This window comes from Streptomyces sp. NPDC058678 (assembly GCF_042714835.1).
Classification (GTDB): Bacteria; Actinomycetota; Actinomycetes; order Streptomycetales; family Streptomycetaceae; genus Streptomyces.
The window spans coordinates 55,932-76,093 of sequence record NZ_JBHXSG010000042.1 but is presented as its reverse complement, the minus strand read 5'-3'; the positions used below and the strand labels follow the sequence as shown (position 1 = coordinate 76,093).

The 20,162-nt window shown below is 71.1% G+C and carries 20 protein-coding genes and 2 pseudogenes; 10 read left to right on the top strand and 12 right to left on the bottom strand.

Annotated features, from left to right (window positions below; genetic code table 11):
- Positions 1–66: 66 nt before the first annotated feature.
- Together ACFWWR_RS31820 and ACFWWR_RS31815 are read right to left on the bottom strand one after the other, a co-directional pair.
- A pseudogene (locus ACFWWR_RS31820) lies at positions 67–246 on the bottom strand (site-specific integrase); the annotation flags it as partial.
- 174 nt (positions 247–420) lie between these two features.
- Entirely contained in the window at positions 421–1,698 is a 1,278-nt protein-coding gene (locus tag ACFWWR_RS31815) for a hypothetical protein (RefSeq protein WP_384306829.1), read from the bottom strand.
- Between the two features lie 547 nt (positions 1,699–2,245).
- On the opposite strand from ACFWWR_RS31815, the gene ACFWWR_RS31810 reads away from it, so the two are divergent.
- A complete protein-coding gene (locus tag ACFWWR_RS31810; protein ID WP_384306826.1) occupies positions 2,246–2,734 on the top strand; it encodes a Rieske (2Fe-2S) protein in 489 nt (162 codons plus the stop codon).
- Positions 2,735–2,737: 3 nt separating this feature from the next.
- Here the strand turns inward: ACFWWR_RS31810 and ACFWWR_RS31805 are convergent, their stop codons facing one another.
- On the bottom strand, positions 2,738–3,388 hold the full coding sequence (locus tag ACFWWR_RS31805) for a cysteine hydrolase (RefSeq protein ID WP_384306823.1): 651 nt from the start codon (positions 3,386–3,388) through the stop codon (positions 2,738–2,740).
- Between the two features lie 136 nt (positions 3,389–3,524).
- Here ACFWWR_RS31805 and ACFWWR_RS31800 point away from each other — a divergent pair, with 136 nt between their 5' ends.
- On the top strand, positions 3,525–3,992 hold the full coding sequence (locus tag ACFWWR_RS31800) for a pyridoxamine 5'-phosphate oxidase family protein (protein WP_383874261.1): 468 nt from the start codon (positions 3,525–3,527) through the stop codon (positions 3,990–3,992).
- Between the two features lie 43 nt (positions 3,993–4,035).
- Here the strand turns inward: ACFWWR_RS31800 and ACFWWR_RS31795 are convergent, their stop codons facing one another.
- Positions 4,036–4,938, bottom strand: coding sequence for a LysR family transcriptional regulator (locus ACFWWR_RS31795; RefSeq protein ID WP_383874263.1), 903 nt, complete (start codon positions 4,936–4,938; stop codon positions 4,036–4,038).
- 74 nt (positions 4,939–5,012) lie between these two features.
- Here ACFWWR_RS31795 and ACFWWR_RS31790 point away from each other — a divergent pair.
- Positions 5,013–5,936: pseudogene (locus ACFWWR_RS31790) on the top strand (DMT family transporter); the annotation flags it as partial.
- A 170-nt stretch (positions 5,937–6,106) separates the two neighbouring features.
- Here the strand turns inward: ACFWWR_RS31790 and ACFWWR_RS31785 are convergent.
- Positions 6,107–7,438, bottom strand: a complete 1,332-nt coding sequence (locus tag ACFWWR_RS31785; protein ID WP_383874265.1) for an aminotransferase class I/II-fold pyridoxal phosphate-dependent enzyme — start codon at positions 7,436–7,438, stop codon at positions 6,107–6,109.
- 35 nt (positions 7,439–7,473) lie between these two features.
- Here ACFWWR_RS31785 and ACFWWR_RS31780 point away from each other — a divergent pair, with 35 nt between their 5' ends.
- Complete coding sequence (locus tag ACFWWR_RS31780; protein ID WP_383874266.1) at positions 7,474–8,157, top strand: pyridoxamine 5'-phosphate oxidase family protein; 684 nt, start codon at positions 7,474–7,476, stop codon at positions 8,155–8,157.
- Positions 8,157–8,789 (top strand): FMN-binding negative transcriptional regulator, encoded by a 633-nt coding sequence (locus ACFWWR_RS31775; RefSeq protein ID WP_384306821.1) that lies wholly within the window; start codon positions 8,157–8,159, stop codon positions 8,787–8,789. The genes ACFWWR_RS31780 and ACFWWR_RS31775 overlap by 1 nt, the downstream gene beginning before the upstream one ends.
- 40 nt (positions 8,790–8,829) lie before the next feature.
- Here the strand turns inward: ACFWWR_RS31775 and ACFWWR_RS31770 are convergent, their stop codons facing one another.
- From ACFWWR_RS31770 to ACFWWR_RS31760, 3 genes are all read right to left on the bottom strand, one after another.
- On the bottom strand, positions 8,830–9,777 hold the full coding sequence (locus ACFWWR_RS31770) for a DMT family transporter (protein ID WP_383874270.1): 948 nt from the start codon (positions 9,775–9,777) through the stop codon (positions 8,830–8,832).
- A 211-nt stretch (positions 9,778–9,988) separates the two neighbouring features.
- Positions 9,989–10,993, bottom strand: a complete 1,005-nt coding sequence (locus tag ACFWWR_RS31765; RefSeq protein ID WP_383874272.1) for a DMT family transporter — start codon at positions 10,991–10,993, stop codon at positions 9,989–9,991.
- A 120-nt stretch (positions 10,994–11,113) separates the two neighbouring features.
- Positions 11,114–11,665, bottom strand: a complete 552-nt coding sequence (locus ACFWWR_RS31760) for a Clp protease N-terminal domain-containing protein (protein WP_383874274.1) — start codon at positions 11,663–11,665, stop codon at positions 11,114–11,116.
- A gap of 275 nt (positions 11,666–11,940) precedes the next feature.
- On the opposite strand from ACFWWR_RS31760, the gene ACFWWR_RS31755 reads away from it, so the two are divergent.
- The gene (locus ACFWWR_RS31755) at positions 11,941–12,369 is read left to right on the top strand and encodes an SRPBCC family protein (RefSeq protein ID WP_384306818.1); all 429 of its coding nucleotides are present in this window, start codon (positions 11,941–11,943) and stop codon (positions 12,367–12,369) included.
- 89 nt (positions 12,370–12,458) lie between these two features.
- Here the strand turns inward: ACFWWR_RS31755 and ACFWWR_RS31750 are convergent, their stop codons facing one another.
- On the bottom strand, positions 12,459–13,088 hold the full coding sequence (locus ACFWWR_RS31750) for a PadR family transcriptional regulator (protein WP_383874277.1): 630 nt from the start codon (positions 13,086–13,088) through the stop codon (positions 12,459–12,461).
- Positions 13,089–13,263: 175 nt separating this feature from the next.
- Between ACFWWR_RS31750 and ACFWWR_RS31745 the strand changes: the two genes are divergently transcribed.
- On the top strand, positions 13,264–14,073 hold the full coding sequence (locus ACFWWR_RS31745) for a PhzF family phenazine biosynthesis protein (RefSeq protein ID WP_384306815.1): 810 nt from the start codon (positions 13,264–13,266) through the stop codon (positions 14,071–14,073).
- Positions 14,074–14,114: 41 nt separating this feature from the next.
- Here ACFWWR_RS31745 and ACFWWR_RS31740 read toward each other — a convergent pair whose 3' ends face one another.
- The 3 genes from ACFWWR_RS31740 to ACFWWR_RS31730 all read right to left on the bottom strand — a co-directional run bounded on the left by ACFWWR_RS31740 (position 14,115) and on the right by ACFWWR_RS31730 (position 16,885).
- Positions 14,115–14,915, bottom strand: coding sequence for a CPBP family intramembrane glutamic endopeptidase (locus ACFWWR_RS31740; RefSeq protein ID WP_383874280.1), 801 nt, complete (start codon positions 14,913–14,915; stop codon positions 14,115–14,117).
- Between the two features lie 93 nt (positions 14,916–15,008).
- On the bottom strand, positions 15,009–15,209 hold the full coding sequence (locus ACFWWR_RS31735; RefSeq protein WP_384306812.1) for a hypothetical protein: 201 nt from the start codon (positions 15,207–15,209) through the stop codon (positions 15,009–15,011).
- A 158-nt stretch (positions 15,210–15,367) separates the two neighbouring features.
- A complete protein-coding gene (locus ACFWWR_RS31730) occupies positions 15,368–16,885 on the bottom strand; it encodes a glutamate--cysteine ligase (RefSeq protein ID WP_383874282.1) in 1,518 nt (505 codons plus the stop codon).
- A 554-nt stretch (positions 16,886–17,439) separates the two neighbouring features.
- Between ACFWWR_RS31730 and ACFWWR_RS31725 the strand changes: the two genes are divergently transcribed.
- The 3 genes from ACFWWR_RS31725 to ACFWWR_RS31715 all read left to right on the top strand — a co-directional run bounded on the left by ACFWWR_RS31725 (position 17,440) and on the right by ACFWWR_RS31715 (position 19,937).
- A complete protein-coding gene (locus ACFWWR_RS31725; RefSeq protein ID WP_383874284.1) occupies positions 17,440–18,024 on the top strand; it encodes a hypothetical protein in 585 nt (194 codons plus the stop codon).
- Positions 18,025–18,440: 416 nt separating this feature from the next.
- Positions 18,441–18,647, top strand: coding sequence for a DUF5999 family protein (locus tag ACFWWR_RS31720; RefSeq protein WP_217242136.1), 207 nt, complete (start codon positions 18,441–18,443; stop codon positions 18,645–18,647).
- 240 nt (positions 18,648–18,887) lie between these two features.
- The gene (locus tag ACFWWR_RS31715; protein WP_383874286.1) at positions 18,888–19,937 is read left to right on the top strand and encodes a LacI family DNA-binding transcriptional regulator; all 1,050 of its coding nucleotides are present in this window, start codon (positions 18,888–18,890) and stop codon (positions 19,935–19,937) included.
- Positions 19,938–20,162: the final 225 nt, after the last annotated feature.

The window sequence follows — 20,162 nt, the reverse complement described above, 5'->3', positions numbered from 1 at the left end:
CCACCTGTCTCTTCAGCCTTATAATCCACGACTTACCCCGGAGGGCACAGGAGCGGGAACGACCCGTCAACGGCCCTGGGGAGAATCGGGGGAGTTTCGGCCGGCAGGAAGATCTCCCCGTCTCCCGAGCAGTCCGTCGAGGGCGGTGCGCCCCCTACTCCCGGCCTCCGGCATGAAGTGAGCATAGTAACCGAGGGTGATCGCCGGTGAGGAGTGCCCGAGCCACCGCGCCAAGGTCACCACGGAGTTTCGCAGCACCGCCTCTGCCGGGCGCCCAGTGCATCGCGATGTAGTCGGCCAGTGCGATGGGTGACCGGGGAAGCCGTGGCCGAGGAAGTCCTGTCCCGGCAGTGCGATCGGCGGCCGAGGGCCTGTCCGGCGGATCATGTCGGAGACCGGATGATCCGCCGGACAGGCTTTTCAGGAGCCGTCCGCGCGGACCGCGTAGACGTAGCGTTTGCCGGTGTATTCGCTGGCGTTCCAGATCACGGACTCGCTGTACGACCAGCCGGACGCCCCGCTGCTGTGGTAGCTGAGGTCCTCGCAGCCGACGGTCAGGTCGCAGACGGTGCTCGCGGTGGAGCCGCCGGAGTTGAAGGTACGCAGAGCGCCCTTGCCGGAAGGGCCGTTGCTCACCGAGAGGTAGTGCTTGCTGTTGCGGGAGACGACGCCCTGGATCTTCTGCTGGCTGACGGTGACGGCTTCCGCCGCCGTGAGGGAGGCCAGCTGCCGGTCCGTGTAGTCGAGGTTCCAGCGGACCACCTTGGGGGTGGTGCTGCCCGGGCCCATGCCGTTGAAGTTGCCGTCCGAGTAGTCGACGGTGCCGGAGAGCGAGTACTCGCTGACCACCAGGCTGTCGGGGCTGCTGGCGCGGTCGAGTCCGACCGCCGTGTAGCGCAGGTACGTTCCTGCATTGTCGTAGGCGTGACTCTGCGGCAGGACGTACTGGTAGCCGTAGCCGTAGTACTGCCCGTCGGTGTGCAGTCCGCACACGTCCTTCTCCGCGGTGGCGACCTGGAAGAGGCTGCGCAGGTCGAACACCCGGAGCCCCTTGTAGGTGTCGACGACATAGAGCAGGTCGCCGTACCACATGATGCCGCCGGCGTGTTTGCGGACGGGATTGAAGGAGTACGCACCCGTGCTGGTCTTGACGGGTTCGACCAGCAGCACATGCCGGTACGTCGGTGCGGACGGGCTGCTGTAGTCGACGAAGGTCACTCGCAGGCCCTTGTCGAGCGGGTACTCGTCGACGCCGTCGGCGTCGGGATCGGTCTCGAAGTACCAGGAGACGAGGACGACCTTGTTGCTTCCCCCCTCCGGGTAGAGCCCGTTGCCATAGGCGTCGGCGCTGGTGGTGACGCCCTGGGGTATCCAGTAGTCCACCGCCTGGTCGTCGGTGTCCCAGGCGAAGCCGGTCTGGAAGGCCGTAGCGGTACTGGGCGCGCTGGTGAGGGCTTTGGCGCTGCGGTTGGTGTCGGCTATGACGGTGGTCGCGCCGACCTTGGTGAGGCTGTTCGCCAGGCCGGCCGCCAGATCGGCGAACTGGCCATAGCTGTTGGAGGGCCGGCTGGTGAGGCTGAACTGGCCGGCGTCGATGGTGGCCGCGTTCGCGGTGGCGGGGGCGAGCGCGCTGCCGGCCACACCGATGAACGGTGCGGTGGCCATGCCCTTGATGATCGCTCTGCGCGTCATGGTCATGACCGGCAAAAGTAGATGCATTCGAACACTCGGCACAACTACAGGTGTTCGAGCGCGCGCCACTGCAACAGACTCTCGACATCGGCACCTTGGTGCCGGGAGTCAGCCGACGACCTGAAAGCTCACGGTTGTTCACTGCTTCTCCGGGGTGAAGAGCAGGGCCAGGCCCTGGCAGAGGGGCATGACGGTCGCGGATCGGAGAGAGCGAGGGCCATGCCGGCGCTGGTCAGAGGCCCTGGGTGCCGTCGACGGCGAAGGGCGCGACTGGGGCGACGGTGAGGTTGAGCCGACCTGGCCCCGCCTCACCTCCCTGCCCGCTTGAGCATCGCCCCGGATTACCGACGTATGGACGGGCATCGGAGGCGGCCCCGGACGGCGGTGCGCCGGCTCCGACAGGAAACCGACAGGGCCGGACAGCGAACCGATAGCTCCGCTTTACCCGCGGCTCAACGAGAGCAGGTCAAGATTTCGACATCGTCTGAACAGGCGATCTCCGCCGACCGTACCTGTCGGCAGACCACGCAACCTCCCCGAAGGGAAGCGCACCATGACCAGCGCATCGTTCAAGTCCACGCCGGGGCCGGGCCGTCGTACCGTCGTGGCGGCGGCCGGAGCGGCTGGGCTCGCCGTCGCGCTGACCGCGTGCGGCGGCTCGGACGACGACTCGTCGAGCTCGTCCGCCCCCGCCGACTCGTCCGGCAGCAGCAGCCCCACCGGGGACGGTTCGGCCGGCGGCAAGGCCGGGGGCGGCACGGCGCTCGCGTCGACCGCCGACATCCCCGAGGGCGGCGGGAAGGTCTTCGCCGACCAGAAGGTGGTGGTCACGCAGCCGACGGCGGGCGAGTTCAAGGCGTTCTCGGCCACCTGCACCCACCAGGGCTGCGCGGTGAAGAGCGTCGCCGACGGCGTCATCAACTGCCCCTGTCACAACAGCAACTTCTCGATCACCGACGGCAGCGTGAAGAGCGGTCCGGCGAAGAAGCCGCTGCCCGAGATGCAGATAGCCGTGAGCGGGGACTCGATCACCCTCGCGTGACCGTCAGCGCCGGACCGTACGGCGCTGACAGCTGACGCAGACCAGCACCTCGTCCGTGGTCGCGACCGTGGCGACCAATGCGAGGGTGTTGCGGATCATCGCGGGGGTGTAGTCGGAGGGCACCCCCGCGATGGCGTCCGTCGGTACGACGGCGGTGTAGCCGCGGTTCACCGCGTCGAACACGGCGTTGGGGATCGCCACGTTGGCCGACACCCCGGTGACGATCAGCGTCCGGCAGCCCAGGTTGCGCAGCAGCGCGTCGACCTCGGTGCCCTGGATCGGCGACAGCCCGTGCAGCCGTCGTACGACGAGGTCCTCCTCGGCGGCCTCGATCGGCGCCGCCAGACGTACCGCGGTGGTGCCGGACAGCTGCTGGACGGGCAGCCGTTCGGCGGCGCGGAACAGGCGGGCGTTGCGGTTGGCACCCCGGCCGTCGGGGCGGCGCTCGGCGATCGCGTGGATCACCTGGACGCCGCCCTGGTGCGCGGCGGCGACCAGCCGGGCGACGTTGGCGAGGGCCCCCGACGAGCGTGCCTCCTCGGCGAGTTCGGGCAGGGCGCTGTCGGGGCCGACGACGCCCTGCTGGCACTCGACGGTGAGCAGGACGGTGGTCGCGGGGTCGAGAAGCTCGCCGAGCCGGTCGTACGACGGCATGGTTCCCCCTGGTCGCCAACGGTGTGCAGCGGGTGAGAGTAGTCACCGTTGCGTGTGGACGGAAGACGTCCCATCCTTTTCTGACGTGATGTCAGAGGATCTCCTCTGACACGACGTGAGAGAAAGAGGGGGCCGCATGACCGTCACTCAGCGCCGGGGCCGGAAGATCATGATGACACCCGGTGAGCTGGACGAGTTCCTCACCAGCCAGCGCACCTGCCGGGTCGCCACCGTGTCCGCGGACGGCGCCCCGCACGTGAGCACGCTGTGGTTCGCCTGGGACGGCACGTCGATGTGGCTCTACTCGGTGGTGCGCAGCAAGCGGTGGACCGATCTGCGGCGCGATCCACGGGTGGCGATCGTGGTCGACACGGGCGAGGAGTACGACGAACTGCGCGGCGTCGAGCTGTCCGGCATCGTGGACTTCGTGGGCGAGGCCCCGCGCATCGGGGAGCTGCGCGCGGAACTCGACCTGCCCGAGACCCTGTTCGCCCGCAAGAACTTCCGTCTGGACGAGATGCCGCACGACGGCCGGCACGCGTGGATCCGGCTGACCCCGGAGAAGATCGTCTCCTGGGACTTCCGCAAGCTGGGGCCGCTGTAGCCGGACCCCTTCGACGACAGGGCCCGGTGGTGCGACAACGGGCCTAACCCAGCTTCTCGGCCGAGGCCTTGAGAGCCTCCACCGCCGCCCGGATCGACGGGCGGCGGTCGGCGTCCGCGCGCCAGACGACGTACACATGCCGGCGCACCCGCTGCTTCAGCGGGACGGTGACGACCTCCGCGGGCATCGGGTGCCGTCCCAGCAGGGGCGCGATGCACACCCCCAACCCCGCGGCGACCAAGCCGAGTTGGGTGTGTGTCTCGGCGGCACGGTGGCCGACGATCGGCTCGATGCCCTTGGAGCGCAGCGTGAACATCAGCCACTCGTGACAGAACTCGCCCTCGCCCCAGGTGATCCACTCGTCCTCGGCGAACTCGGCGAGGTCCACCTCGTCGCGGTGTGCGAGCCGGTGGCCGGCCGGCATCGCCACGTCGGCGGGGTCGTCCAGGATCGGCGCCTTGACCAGGCCGTCGGGCAGCGGCATCGGCTTGTTGTACCAGTCGAGCACGACCGCGAGGTCGAGGTCGCCGCGGATCACCCCGGCGATGCCGCTCTCGGGTTCCAGCTCGGAGGAGCGGATCCGCAGCGCCGGGTGGTGCGCGCGCAGGGCGGCGAGCGCGGTGGGGAACAGGCCGCGCGCGGCGGTCGGGAACGCCGACAGCCTGAGTTCGCCGACGACCTGTCCGCGCTGGGCCTCCAGGTCGGACTGGGCGAGTTCGACCTGCGACAGGATGCGCGACGCGTGCTCGGCGAGCAGTCGGCCCGCGTCCGTGAGCCGCACTCCCCGCCCGTTCTTGGCGAGGAGCTGCTGTCCGACCTCCCGCTCCAGCTTCGACATCTGCTGCGAGACGGCCGAGGTCGTGATGTGCAGACCCTCGGCGGCGCCGCTGACCGAGCCGTGCCGGGCGAGGGCGTCGAGGGTGCGCAGGCGCTCCAGGTTCAACATGTAAGCAATACTACGAGATACCGCTCGCGAATTTTCGATTGTGCTACGAGATCGCACGCACCATCGTTGTGGCCATGAGCACCGTCACCGCCACCCGCACCGGGGCCCGGACCCCTTCCGGCCCCCGCCCCGCCCTCGACTGGCGCCTGCGCTTCGGCGCCCTCTCGCTGATCTGGGGCTTCAGCTTCCTGCTCATCAAGGTGGGCACCGAGGGCTACGCCCCGTTCCAGGTCACTCTCGGCCGCCTGGTCTTCGGCACGGCGGTGCTCGCCGCCGCGATGGCCGTGCGAGGGGAACGCCTCCCGAGCGGCGCGCGCACCTGGGCGCATCTGACGGTCGCCGCGTTCTTCCTGAACGCGCTGCCGTTCTCGCTCTTCGCCTACTCCGAGCTGACGATCCCGTCCACGCTCGCCGGCATCTGCAACGCGACCTCGCCCCTGTGGGGCATGGCCCTGTCCCTGGTCGCCCTCTCCGAGGACCGGCCGACCCGGGTCAGGGTCGCGGGCCTCGGCCTCGGCTTCCTCGGCGTCCTGACGGTCCTCGGCGCCTGGCAGGGCTTCCACGGCCTGGACGCCACGGGCACGGCGATGGCCCTGCTGGCCTCGCTCAGCTATCCGATCGGCTGGATCTACGTCCGTCGCACCCTGGCCGGCTCCAGCCACTCGAACCTGTCGCTCACCGGCGCCCAGTTGCTGCTGGCCACGCTGCAACTGGCGGTCGTCACCCCGCTGTTCACCAGCCTGCCGAGCCACTTCCCCGTCACTCCCCTGCTGGCGATCGCCGCCCTGGGCGCCCTCGGCACGGGGCTCGCGGTCCTCCTCCAGTACGGCCTGGTCGCCGAGGTCGGCCCCACGACGGCCCAGATGGTCACCTACTTCATCCCGGTCATCGCCACCGCCGCCGGCGTCGCCATCCTCGGGGAGTCGCTGAGCTGGTCGACACCGGTCGGCGCGGCGATCGTGCTGGCGGGGGCGGCGCTGACGCAGGCGAGGCCGAAGGGGCGCGACCGCCGCGCCGAGGCGGGGACCGAGTCCACGCCCGCGACCGGATCCACCGGTGGCGCCATCGCCGCGTGGGAATCCGCGGCCGACTCCGGCTCCGGCTCCGTGCCCGGCGCTCCGGCCGACAGCCAGAACAGCCCCGCGCAGTCCTGCACCGAAGCCAGGTCCTATACGTAACTGCGAACCGGGGCCGGCCTGACGGCGGAGGCGACCGCGTCCGCCAGCGGGCCGGTCTCGGCCGCGGCGAGTGTCGAGACGGTGATCCGGATTCCCGGCGGTGCGCTCATCCGGAAGCGGGCGCCGGGTGCGACGGCCCAGCCGGAGTGCAGCAGCCGGGCGACCGCCCCGGTCTCGTCGGGCACGGGGATCCACACGTTCAGGCCGGAGCGCCCGTGTGCCTCGATGCCGCGGGCCGCGAGCGCGTCGATCAGCAGATCCCGGCGCGTCCGGTACGCGGCCGCCACCGCCGGCGTGTCCAGCGCCCCGTCGGCCCACAGCCGCCGCACGGCCCCCTGCGTGATCCGGCTGACCCAGCCGGGCCCGAGCCGCTGCCGCCCGCGCACCCGGTCGACGGTGACGGCGTCCCCGGTGAACACGCCGAGCCGCAGGTCGGGACCGTACGCCTTGGCGACCGAGCGCACGAAGGCCCAGCTGCGGGTGACCTCCGCTAGGGGATGCAAGGGCAGGTCGACGATTCCGTGGCCGTGGTCGTCCTCGATCAGCAGGGTCTCCGGGTGCCTCCGCAGCACGGACCGCAGGGCACGCGCGCGCGTGGCGCTCACCGCCGCCCCCGTCGGGTTCTGGGCCCGGTCGGTGACGATCAGGGCGCGCGCGCCGGACTCCAGAGCGCCCCGTACGTCGTCCGGGAGCGGCCCCTCGTCGTCGACCCGCACGGGGGCGGTGCGCAGCCCGAGCGCCGGGACGAGGTCGAGCAGACCGCCCCACCCCGGGTCCTCCACCGCGACGACGTCCCCCGGTTTGAGATGGACGGCGAGGATCCGCTCGATGGCGTCCAGCGACCCCGACACGACGGCGAGGGGCCCGTCCGGCACCCCGTCGGCGTCCAGTCCGGCCCGTGCGAGCCGGGCCAACTCCGGTTCGACGGGCGCATCTCCGTACATGACCGGCTGCCGGTCGCTCTGCTCGGCGGCCGCCGCGAACGCCTGCGCGAGGGAGGGCAGCAGCGCGGGGTCCGGGTTGCCGTGCGACACGTCCCGCACACCCTCGGGCACGTCCACGCGGATGTGCTCGCGCCCCGTGGTGGCCGGCTTGGGCCGCACCCGGCTGCCCCGGCGCCCGTCGGTCTCGATGACCCCGCGCTCACGCAGGGTGCGGTAGGCGGCCGCGACGGTATTGGGATTCACCCCGAGTTCGATGGCCAACTCCCGCATCGGAGGCAGAGGTTGGCCGGGGGCCAGCTCACCGGCACCCACCGCCTGCTCGATGCTCGCCGAAATCTCCGCTGCGCGCCGACCTGTGATCCGGTAATCTCCTAGCACAAAGCCAATTATGCACTAGTACAATGGAGAGCGCAATGCAGGGGACCCCGCAGACGACGACGCAGCCCGCCGACTACGCCCCGACCGACCGCAGCGTCCCCACGCGCGCCGCGCACAAGGCCTCGTACGACAGGGAACTGGTGCACGCGATACTCGACGAGGCCTACGTCTGCCACTTGGGTTTCGTCCGTGACGGCGCCCCGGTCGTGCTGCCCACGCTGTACGGCCGGGTCGGTGAGCGGCTCTACGTCCACGGCTCGACGGGTTCGCGCCCGCTGCGGATGACCGGACAGGCCGACCCCGGACTCCCGGTGTGCCTGACGGTCACGCACGTCGACGCGCTGATCCTGGCCCGCTCGGCCTTCCATCACTCGATCAACTACCGTTCGGTCGTCGTGCACGGCATCGCCCACGACGTGACGGACCCCGAGGAGAAGCGGGTGGCCCTGGACGCGCTGGTCGACCACGTCGTACCCGGCCGGTCCCGCGACTCGCGGCCGGCCAACAAGAAGGAGTTCGCCGCCACCGCCGTCATCCGCCTCGACCTCGACGAGGTCTCCGCCAAGCTCCGTACCGGCGGCGTCAACGACGAGCCCGAGGACCTCGCCCTCCCGCACTGGGCCGGCGTCGTCCCGCTGCGCAAGGGATACGGGACTCCCCTCGCCGACGCCGATCTGGCCGCCGGCACCGAGGTCCCCGACTACCTCCAGGCCCTCTGATGCTGATCCACCCCTGGGACGCGCCCCGCGACGACGCCGAATGGCAAGGCTGGCTGGACGTCCACGACTTTGGACAGCTCGCCGTCAACGGCCTTCCGGGAGAGCCGCCGTACGTCCAGCCCCTGCACTTCGCCTACGACGCCGAGCGCGGCGAGGTGCTCACGCACCTGGCCCGTCCGAACCCCCTGTGGGACGCACTGGAGACGACCCCCGAGGTTCTGCTGAGCGTGGTCGACGACTATGCGTTCATCCCCGGCCCCTGGCAGGCGCCGTCGGACGTCCCCTCCGAGCACGGCACGCCGACGAGCCTGTACGCGGCGGTCCAACTCCGCTGCACGGCCCACATCGTGGACGACCCGGCCGAGAAGGCCGCGCTCCTCAACCGGCAGGTCGGCCACTTCCAGCCGGAGGGCGGTTCCGCACCGGCGGCGGTGGGTGAGGCGCCGTACGGCCGGCTGCTGTCCGGGATCCGGGGTCTTCGGCTCGACGTGGTCGCCGTACGGGCGAAGTTCAAGTACGCGGGGCACCGGCCCGCGGAGGTCCAGGACCGGATCGCGGCCGGCCTCGCCGACCGCAACGGTCCGGGGGACGCGGCGGCGCGCGAGCACCTGCTGAACCGGCGCGCGACCTGAGCTCCGAGTGGCCCTTCCGGACAGGAAGGGCCACTCGTCGTCACACCAGCACCGGTTCCCTGTCCGCCGCGCCCCGCGCCTCCGCCACCGCGAGCCCGGCGACCGACCCGAGCATCAGCAGGGTGCCGGCCAGCGTGGTCGCGGTGAGCCGCTCACCGAGCAGCACCACGGCAAGCACCGCGGCTCCCACCGGCTCCAGCAGCATGACCACGGACACGGTGGTGGACCGGACGACGGCGGCGGCCGCGAAGTAGAGGACGTAGGCGAGCGCCGTGGGGACGGCCGCGATGTACGCCAACAGGCACAGGAGCAGGCCGGGTTCCGCGGTGTGCGGCACCAGTCCCTCGGCCAGGGCGAACGGCAGCAGGCACAGGCTGGTGACCGCGAGCGTCCACACGGACGCACTCGCGGCATCCGCACCGCCTTCCCGGCCCCGGCTCCGCGTGACCAGGGTCATCACACAGCCCCCAGCCGCCGACACCAGCCCGAACAGCACCCCCCACGGGCGCACGGACGCGTCCTCACCCCCGAGCATCAGCACCCCGAGTCCGGCGAGCGCCCCGACAACGGCGAGCGACCCGCCCCGCCCGATCCGCTCCCCCAGGGTCAGCCTCGCCCCGAGCGCGATGAGGACGGGACCCGCGCCGAGGGTGACGACGGTGGCCACGGCGAGACCGGTGGCCTCGACGGACGCGAAGTAGGCCGTCTGGAACACGGCCAGACACAGACCCGTGACACCGGCCCGCCGCGCCTTGTGACGCAGTGGTTCCCGTACAACCGTCCGCGCGCCGCCCGTTCGCGGGAGGCGGGCGGCGAGCAGCAGCACGAGCCCTGCGGCGCAGCGCCAGAAGGACAGGGCGACGGGTCCGATGTCACTGGCGCCATAGGCCAGGGAAGCGACCGCGCCGGCGGTGCCCCAGGCGAAACCGGCGACGATCAGGTAGAGAAGGCCTCGCCCGATGGGCAGGCCGGAAGCAGCATTCGACACGCGTTCTCTCCGCAGTGCGCAAGGTGCGCTGAAGTTCGGGAAAGGACGCCCGCTGGGCGGGGTCCACGGACTTCGTCTGCGGGCAGCACCGTTCCGCCCGGCGGTGTGCTGCCGGGCTCGGGGGGTCTCAGAACACCCCGCTTCGCCGGATGGCCCGCCTCAGGCGGCCGGCGGCGGAAGAACGATGCGGTGGAGATGCATGATCGGGAGCCTAGGTGGCGGTTCCGCGGGCCGACAACTCACTTTCCGAGCCGCCACTCGCCACCGGCTCCGGAGAGCCCTTGGCGGGCGCCGACGACTGGGCGATGAACGCTCCCGCCAGGACGACCGCGCCACCGATGATCTGCGGTGCCGAGAGGTGCTCGCCGAGCAGCACCCAGGCGAGGACGGTGGCGATGACCGCCTCGAGGCAGGCCACGACGCCGGCGACCTGCGGGGAGAGTCGGCGCACCGAGACCACCCCGGTGACGTAGGCGAGGACCGTGGCGACGAGCACGATCCAGGCGAGCAGCAGACCGGCGGCGACCGGCGTGCCGTCCATGTCCGCGCTGCGGGCGAGCAGGGACCAGTCCATGGTCCAGGGGCGCGCCACGAGGGTCAGCACAAGGGTGCCGACGAGGAGGCCGTACGCGATGACCCCGAGCGGGTCGGGTGCCTCGTCGCCGGAATCGCTGCCCTGGTCGGACAGGACGAAGTAGCCGACCTGGCAGCAGGCGGCACCGAGCGCGAGCAGCAGGCCGAGGGCGTCGAAGCTCAGACCCGACCAGACCTCGACGACACAGGCGAGTCCGCCGACCGCGAGGACCACGCCGAGCGCGGCCGCACGGGTCACCGGCCGCCGCTGCACGAACCGCACCCAGCCGAGCACGAGGGCGGGCGCGAGGTACTCGACGAGCAGCGCGACCCCGACGGGTATACGGGAGATCGCGGCGAAGTAGCAGGCCTGGACGCCGGCCACCGCGAGCAGACCGAAGCCCGCGAGCAGGGCGGGGCGGCGGCGCAGCAGCGCCCGGTGGCGTACGGCGACCGGGAGCATCACCACGGCCGCGCCCGCCACGCGCAGCCACACCACGTGGAGCGGGTCGAGGCCCGCCTCGATCAGCGGCTTGGCCGCCACTCCGGATCCGCCGAAGGCGAGCGCGGACCCGAGCGCGAGGCTGAGCCCGACGCCCCTTCCGCGGTTGCCCTGACTGCTCTCAGACGTATGCACCGGCACATGATGACAGGCGATGACATGAGCGTCATCCCTGTTGACACCTGTCTCAGCGGCTGGACCGCGGGGCTTCCCCCGGGTCCCGCTCACACGGTTCGCCTAGGTCTCGCTCACACGGTTTGCCTAGGTCCCGTTCACAGGGTTAGCCGAAAAGTGGCGGTGCACTCGCGTGAGAACCTCAGCCGCGTCGATCCCGGCTCGGCCGAGCACCTCGACGGCCCGTGCCTGCGGGTCCACGACGATCGCCGCGAGCAGGTCGATCCCCCGGGGCGGGCCGCCGCCACGCCGGGCGGCGCGCGCCCAGGCGTACTCCATCGCCCCGGCGGCCAGCGGCGAGAAGCCCTCAGCCTCGGTCACGACCGGCACGGCACCGGAATCCTCGACGGTGCCCTGCCAGCGCAGCCCGTAGCCGATGCTGCGCTGCACGAGGTAGCCGAGGAGACGGGCGAACTGCGGTTCGGCGTCGAAGAAGTCCCGCACCTCCGGGTCGCTCTCCAACAGGGAGTGCAGCAGATGGGCCGTGTCGATCTGCCGGTCGCCGTCCCTGACCGCCCTCCGGCGGGCACCGGAGACCACCGCTGCCAGTTCGGCACTGGGCCTGGCATCGTTGTCCGAAGGGACCGGGGGCCGGTCGACGGGCTCTTGGGCCGACTGCCGGGGGATACGGTGTTGCACATCCCCTACCCCATCAGTCCCGCCCTCTCGGGTCATCCGCGAAAGGAAGCATCTTCGCGTCCCACGGGAAGCGGACCCACGAGGCCGGAATCTCCTCCTTACGGATGAGATCACGCCCTTGTGCCCCGAGAGAGGCGCGCCGCCTTGCCCTGCGCCCCGCAACCTCCGACCGAGGTCTCCCCCACGAAGCATTTCTGACGACTCGTCAGTATTGAATGTTCCGGGTCCTACGGCTACGTTCCGCGACACCCAGCCCGACACGAAGAGGTGGTCGCATGGCCGAAGTCAGCGCGGAGGCACGTATCGAGGCACCCGCGGAGAAGGTCTGGGCCCGGCTGACCGACTGGTCCGCGTACGGCGAGTGGAACACGACCCACACCAGCTTCCCCGAGGGCGGCCCGGAGACCCTCGCCGTGGGCGGGACGTTCCAGGAGAACATGAGGCTGATGGGGTTCCCCGCCGAGGTCGAGTGGACCATCGAGGAACTGGAGCCGGCCCGGGTGCTCGCGATCCGCGGCAAGGGCCCGATGGCCGTGACCGTCGCCACGCGCTACACCCTCATCCCCGACGCCGACACCACGACGGTCCGCATCGACGGCGAGTTCACCGGCGCCGCCGTCTCGCTGATGGCGGGCAAGCTCAAGGACTCGGCGACGGCGGCCCTGAACGAGTCACTGCGCAAGCTGGCAGGCCTGGTGGGCTGACGGCCGTACGCCGTACGACTGCCCGACCGCCCACGTGAAGACGCCCCGCGGATCACTCCGCGGGGCGCCACTTCACTGCCGTACGGCCGTCAGTCCTCATCGGCGAGGATCAGGTACAGCTTCTTGCGGGCGTCGTTGATCACGCCGACCGCCTTCTCGCGCTGTTCCTTGCTGCCGGTCTTCCAGACCTGCCCGAAGGCCTCCATCAGACCGAAGCCGGCCTGGCGGATCTCACCGAGGGCCTCCCAGTCGACGCCGCGGGAGGCTTCCTCCCAGGGCGCTTCGGGTCCCTCCTCGGCCGCGGTACGGCCGGCGTCGGTGAGCGAGAACAGCTTCTTGCCGCCCTCGGACGCACTGGTGATCAGCCCCTCATCCTCCAGCAACTGGAGGGTGGGGTACACCGAGCCGGGGCTGGGCTTCCACGCCCCGCCACTGCGCTCGGCGATCTCCTGGATCATCTCGTACCCGTGCATGGGCCGGTCCTTCAGCAGGGCCAGGATCGACGCGCGTACATCACCGCGCCGCGCCCTCCCCCGCGGTCCGCCTCGACCCCTGGGCCCCCAGGGCCCCGGCCCGAAACCCGGTCCGCCGAAGCCGGGACCGCCACCGGGGCCACCCGGCCCGAAGGGCCCGAAGGCACCACGCCGACCGTCGAAACCGCCCCGGCCGCCCTGGCGACCTGCACCACCATGTCCACGTTCGAATCCATGGGAACGCATCGCTATCACTCCATCCATCGTTGATCTGTCGCGATGCGTCAACGATATATCGGGACTGTTCGCAAGGCAAGCCCCCAGGACAGGGCTTCCTCACACGGCACCGGCCCCCGAATTGGGTCCAGCACTCCGGAATTGGCCTTGGTTCCCGCCTCCGCGGAGCCCCTAGCGTCGGGACATGCGCATCCGAATCGTCGACGCCTTCACCGACCGCCCCTTCGCCGGCAACCCGGCCGGGGTCCTGCTCCTCGACGCCTTCCCGCGGGACGACCGGCTCCAGAACATCGCCCTGGAGGTCAACCACGCCGAGACGGCGTTCGCCCACCGGCTGCCCGGAGGCGGCGAGGCCGACTGGGCGCTGCGCTGGTTCACGCCCGCCGCCGAGGTCGACATGTGCGGTCACGCCACGCTCGCCACGGCCCATGTCCTGCACACCACCGGCGCCCACGACGGCCCGGTGCGCTTCGCCACGCGCAGCGGTGTGCTCGTCGCGACCCCCCACGAGGACGGCTCGATCACGCTGGACTTCCCGACCGCGCCGCTCACTGCGGTCGAGCTCCCGGACGGCGTCGCCGGGGCCCTCGGTGCCGAGCCGCTCACCGCCTTCGACACCGGCCCGAACATCCGGGACCTGCTCGTCGAGCTCCCCGACGAGAAGACGGTCCGCTCCCTCGCGCCCGACCACAAGGCCCTCGTCGCCCACTCGGAGCGCGGCATCATCGCCACCGCCCGCGCCGAGGACCCCGCCCGCGGCTACGACTTCGTCTCCCGCTGCTTCTTCCCACGCATCGGCATCGACGAGGACCCGGTCACCGGCAGCGCCCACACGGCGCTCGCCCCCTACTGGTCCGAGCGCCTAGGCCGACCCGACCTCACCGGCCTCCAGGCCTCCCCGCGCTCCGGGCGCGTCCGGACGGAACTCCGTGGCGACCGCACCTTGCTTACCGGCCGCGCGGTGACGGTGATCGAGGGCGAGCTACTGGTCTAGCCAGGCAGGTCCGCAACGGGGTACGGCATGCTGCCGGTGGCTCACGCCGTCGGCAGCCATCCCACCTTGCCCGCCAGCAGCGCGTAACCCACGAACGCCCCGATGTCGAGCAGGGAATGTGCCACCACCAGGGGGCCGACGCGCCCCCAGCGGCGGTACAGGTACACGAACACCACGCCCATCACCATGTTGCCGATGAAGCCGCCGATGCCCTGGTAGAGGTGGTACGAGCCGCGCAGTACGGAGCTGGCCACCAGCGCGGTGCCGGGCGTCCAGCCCAACTGGCCGAGGCGCCGCAGCAGATAGCCCACCACGATGACCTCTTCGAGGATCGCGTTCTGCATCGCGGACATGATCAGCACCGGGTACTTCCACCACACCTCGGGCAGCGCCTCGGGCACCACGGTGAGGTTGAAGCCGAGACCGCGTGCGGCCAGGTAGAAGGCGATTCCGGTGCTGCCGATGACCGCCGCGACCGCGGCCCCGCGGCCCAGGTCCGGCCAGGGACGGGTGCGGTCGAAGCCGAGGGTGCGCAGACCCTGCCCCTCGCGGAGCAGGAAGTGCGCGACCAGCGCGACGGGCACCAGCGCCGAGGCGATCCCGAACAGCTGCCAGGCGAGATCCAGCCAGGGTCGGCCGGGCGCGGCCGATGCGTTGAGGGTGGCCGCCTGGTCCTTGAGACCTCCGGGTTTGGTGACCGATCCGACAAAGCTGATCAGGGCGGACACCCCACTCGCGCCGAGCGAGAGCCCCAGAACGAGCAGGGTCTCGTCCCGGAGGATCCGTCGTGAGGGCCGCTCCTCAGGAAAGGAATCGGCCACCGAGCCCGCCTCCGACTGCACACCGGCCTCCAGTTGATATTCCCGCGCATCCCCACAGCGCCGGTACTCGACAGGGAGGCCCGCCACCGTCATGGGACGTCACAGCTTGCCCGATCAGTATCGGACGGGCGGCAGCGACCCCCGCTCATGACCGATCGCCGAAGCGACCGGCGGCTCGGTCCAGGAGGTCGGCGAGGTCGGCGAGGTCGGCGAGTCGGCGAGGTCGGCGAGTCGGCGAGGTCGGCGAGTCGGCGAGGTCGGCGAGGTCGGCGAGTCGGCGAGGTCGGCGAGGTCGGCGAGCCCTCCCGGATCCACTCGGTGATCCTGAAGCCGGTGGCGGCGGCGGGAGTGTTCCCAGTGCACCGACCGACGCCCCCGCTTCAGGTGACGCGGCGGGCGGCCGGGGCGACGGTGAGGCCCGCCGCGCGCACGGGGCGAACCGCGACGGCGGGCCGGCTCCGGCGCAGCACCACTCAGCCCAGCGGCACCGGCTCCGGCAGCCCCACCGGCCACGTGTGCACCGGCTCGCCCTTGTGCATCAGCTCGCGGTACCACCGGGTCGTGGCGGCCAGTGCGGCCTCCCGGGACAGGCCGCTCTCCAGTGCCCGGTGGAAGGTCGCGGCCTGCCAGGACGCGCCGTTGACCCGGCGTCGGCACCGTTCCTCGATGACGCCGAGGTACAGGTCCCGGTCAGCGGGCTCGACGCCCCACGCGTCGAGGCCGGCCGCGGCCAGCGGCAGCAGTTCGTCGCGTACGAGGCTGACGGCGTCGACCTCGGTCGTGCCGCCGTACCGGCCGCGCCGGGGCCAGGTGAGGCGGGCGTCGATGCCGTGCCGGCACGCGGCGTCGAAGTTGGCGGCGGCGGCCTCGAACGGCAGCCTGCTCCAGACCGGCCGCGACTCCTCGGCGAGCGCGCGTACGAGGCCGTAGTAGAAGGCCGCGTTGGCGATGACGTCGGTGATGGTGGGACCGGCGGGCAGCACACGGTTCTCGACGCGCAGGTGCGGGACCCCGTCGGCGATGCCGTAGACCGGGCGGTTCCAGCGGTACACCGTGCCGTTGTGCAGGACGAGCTCGGCGAGCTTCGGGATTCCGCCCTCGTCGAGGACCTCCAGGGGGTCCTCGTCGTCGCAGATGGGCAGCAGGGCCGGGTAGTAGCGCAGGTTCTCCTCGAAGAGGTCGTACGCGGAGGATATCCACCGCTCGCCGAACCAGGTGCGCGGGCGCACTCCCTGGGCCTGGAGTTCGGGTGGGCGGGTGTCGGTGGACTGCTGGAAGAGCGGCGGCCGGGACTCGCGCCACAGCTCGCGGCCGAACAGGAACGGCGAGTTGGCACCCACGGCGATCTGCGCGGCGGCGACGGCCTGGGCGGCGTTCCACACGTCGGCGAAGCGGCCCGGAGTGACCTGGAGGTGGAGTTGTACGGAGGTGCAGGCGGCCTCGGGCGCGATGGACTTCGAGCTGCAGGTCAGACGCTCCACGCCGTCGATGTCGAGGGCGAAGTCCTCGCCGCGGGCGGCCACGATCTGGTCGTTGAGCAGGACATAGCGGTCGACGTCGGAGAGGTTCGAGGAGACCAGGTCGTCGCGGTCGAGGGTCGGCAGAATGCCGATCATCACGATTCCCGCGTCGAGCTCTCCCGCTTTCCTGTCGGCATATGCCAACGAGGTGCGGAGTTCCTCGGCCAGCCGGTCGAATACCCGCCCACCCAATCGGTGTGGGGCTATGTTGACTTCCAGGTTGAACATGGCGAGTTCTGTTTGGAAATCTCGGCTTGCGATGCGTTCGAGCACCTGCGCATTGAGCATTTTCGGCATACCGTCGGCGCCGGTGAGATTCAGTTCGATCTCCAGCCCCATGAGGTTCTTGGGGCGGTCGAACCGCTTCTCGGCCAGGAGCCGCTCCAGCCCCGTCAGATTCCGGCGGAGCTTGTCGCGGTAGCGCTGGCGATCGGACAGGTCGAACTGACCTGCCACGACCTTCTCCCCCATCGCAACGTCCCTCCTCGCATGGGCGGGCCGACGAACGGCCGCCGGTGTCCGGGTCAGGTGGGATGATGCCCAGCCGAGACGATCGATAACGTCACAGGCGGGACCGGCAACCGCTACTCTGATGGATGTGCCCCGTGGCACATTCACCAGGCATGGTGCACCGTGCAGTTTCGAGTTCCCACCGGAGCTCGTGAAAAACGCCGACAAGAATGGGCCGTCCGCCCTCCCGGCATTTTCCGAGGTCACCGCCGCGCAGTCGGCGCGGAATCGGGATGATTACCGCGAATCGCCGACCGAATGGCCCCTTGCTCTCCTCGCCGGAAACGGCTAGACGAAACATCGTCTGAACATGTGTCGTATAAACTCCGCGAACAAGGCAGAAGGCTGGCGCCCGCGGCCCTCGATCCTGCCACCAGGTGACGTACGGCAGGCCTCGCGTGCACCCCTGGTTACCGGACCACGGCCCCCGCCTCTCTGACCACGTGAGCTGACAGCGTCGTCCGCCCAGCCCCGCCCTCGCGCCACTGTGCCTGTCGAATGAGAGGCGACCCACCATGCCGCTGCATGTCCTCCCGGCTCCCGCGCCCGCACTTCGCTCCGTCCTCACCGCGCTGGGTTCCCCCACCGCGGTCCGTGAAGCCCGAACTCCTTCCTTGCTGCACGCCCAGGGCCCCGTCACTCCTGAGTTCCCACTGCCGGTGCACGTCCTGGACGGCGTCGACGCCGCGGGCGTCCCGGTCACCCGGCTGGCCGGCTGGCGTTTCCTGATCCGCTGCGGCGACCGTGCGGTGGCCGCGGCGGAGACCATGCTGACCCCCGACGGCTGGGCGTTCTCCCGCTTCTTCGAGGGCCCGTACATCGCCTCCACCGAGCTCGCGCTGCGCCAGGCGGAGAACATGACGCGGCCCTATCAACCTCGCCTGCTGTCGGTACCCCGTCTCTACATGCTCACGCTCTGGCTGCACGACGACTGCACCGCGGACGGCGCCACCGGCCACCCCGCCGCCACCGACCTGCTCGTGCCGCTGGCGCCGGCGCCGCCCGGAATCGCCGCGCACCGTCCGCACCGGGTGGCCGATCTGCTTCCGGTGCTGACGCATCGGGCGACTCCGGCACCCCTGCTGAGTTCACCGGCCTGACGCTCCCCTCGCGGCGGCCTTCGTACCCCGTTCCCGATCTCCCGGGTGGCGGGGTACGACGCTGTGTGCGACGCCTTTGGGCTCATACCGTGATTCCTCGTCGGCCCATTCGCTCGTACGAGCTCTTTATGGCTCGTACGAGCCGGATTTGGCGTGTTGCCCGTCCGGACTAGCCCTATCGGGCCACCGCGAACCACCCGAAACGACAGTGCAGTTGGAATGAACCGTCCGCGCGAGTGATGCGTCATCAACCTGTGAGAAGCGGTGCTGCGAAATCCCTGCGGATCGACGCCCGTGGGGCAACACTGGGTTCCGACCGACTTATCACAACGGGGGCCGGCATGAACGACGCTTCAAGCCGCGGGACAGACAACACAGCCATCCCATTCATCACGACAGAGCGAAAGATCCCACCCATGTGCCAGCACCAGACACCGTGTCCGACAGCCGACTCCGCCGACCGGGAATCCGCCCGTCTCGTGGCGCACCACCCGGAACAGGGGTGGAGCCTGCTGTGCAACGGCGTTCTGCTCTTCGAGGACACCGGTGAGCTCCTGCCGGACGGACGGGTCATCGACCCGCACCGCCCGCTGGGCACCGCACAGGTGATGACCGCCGCCTGAGCGGCGCCGGGCGGCACACCGCACCCGCCCGGAGTACTGAGGGGCCGGCTCGCAGCGGCGACTGCGCACCGGCCCCGACGCTTGTCCTGGGACGGTCACTCCGCGTAGCCCCTCGTGCGGGTTCTGATGGTCCGTCGTGCCCTGTCTCCTCCGCTCACGGGCGCGGCCTCTTCCCACGGTCACCCTCTTTCCGGAAGACTCCTGGAAGTTTCGAGGGCAGTCGGGTACGGAGGTGGGGAAGTGGCAGCACGCGAGGCCGACGCCGGGACGGCGCCCGAGGCCCGGGGCAAGGTGACGATCACGGAGATCGCCCGGCGGGCCGGAGTCTCGGTGCCGACGGTGTCCCGGGTGGTCAACGGCCGGTCCGACGTCTCGCCGCAGACCCGGGCACGGGTCGAGGACCTGCTGCAACGGCACGGCTACCGCAAGCGGCCCGCGGCACCCGGCACCCGCGCCGCCCTCCTCGACCTCGTCTTCAACGACCTCGACAGTCCCTGGGCGGTGGAGATCATCCGGGGCGTGGAGGAGGTCGCGCACGCGGCCGGGGTCGGCACGGTGGTGTCGGCGATCCACGGCCGCACCGGCGACGCCCGCGAGTGGATGCGCAACCTGCGGGCCCGCGCCTCCGACGGTGTCATCCTCGTCACCTCGGCGCTGGAGCCGGTCCTGCACGACGAGTTGCGCATCCTCGGCGTCCCGCTGGTGGTCGTCGACCCGGCCGGCTCCCCCGCCCTCGATGTCCCGACGGTCGGCGCCGCCAACTGGGCGGGCGGCATGGCGGCCACCGAACACCTGCTGTCGCTGGGCCACCGCAGGATCGGCCTGATCGCGGGCCCGCCCCGGCTGCTCTGTTCGCGGGCCCGTTTCGACGGCTACCGGGCCGCCCTCGAGGGCGCCGGCCTGGCGGTGGACGACTCGCTCGTCGCCCCCGGCGACTTCCGCCCGGAGTCCGGCTTCGCCGGCTGCAACGCCCTCCTCGACCTGCCCGAGCCGCCGACCGCCGTGTTCGCGGCCAGCGACCAGATGGCACTCGGCGCGATCGAGGCGCTGCGCCGGCGCGGCCTGCGCGTCCCGGAGGACATGAGCCTGGTCGGTTTCGACGACCTTCCGGAAGTCCGCTGGTCGGCCCCGCCCCTCACCACGGTTCGCCAGCCCCTCGCCGACATGGGCAAGCTGGCCGCCCGCACGGTCCTGCGCCTGGCCCGCGACGAACAGCCGGACTCACCACGGGTCGAACTCGGCACGGAACTGGTGGTGAGGGCGAGCACGGCGCCGGTGGCGGTGCCCTAGTCACCGCCCTCCCGCGCCCACCTGCGGACGAGCCCCCGCCACCACCCCCTCCCGAACCCGACCGGCAGCCGGCCCCCCCGACACCGCCCCCTCCTACCGCGCGCCGGTAACCACCCCACGTCGCCGCCACGCCCCAAACAGGGCCGTTCCCGGGCACCCCCCTCGCGGGTGCCCGGGAACGGGGCGTTGCTCAGGCGCCCCCTCACGAACGCCGGAGCAACGGGT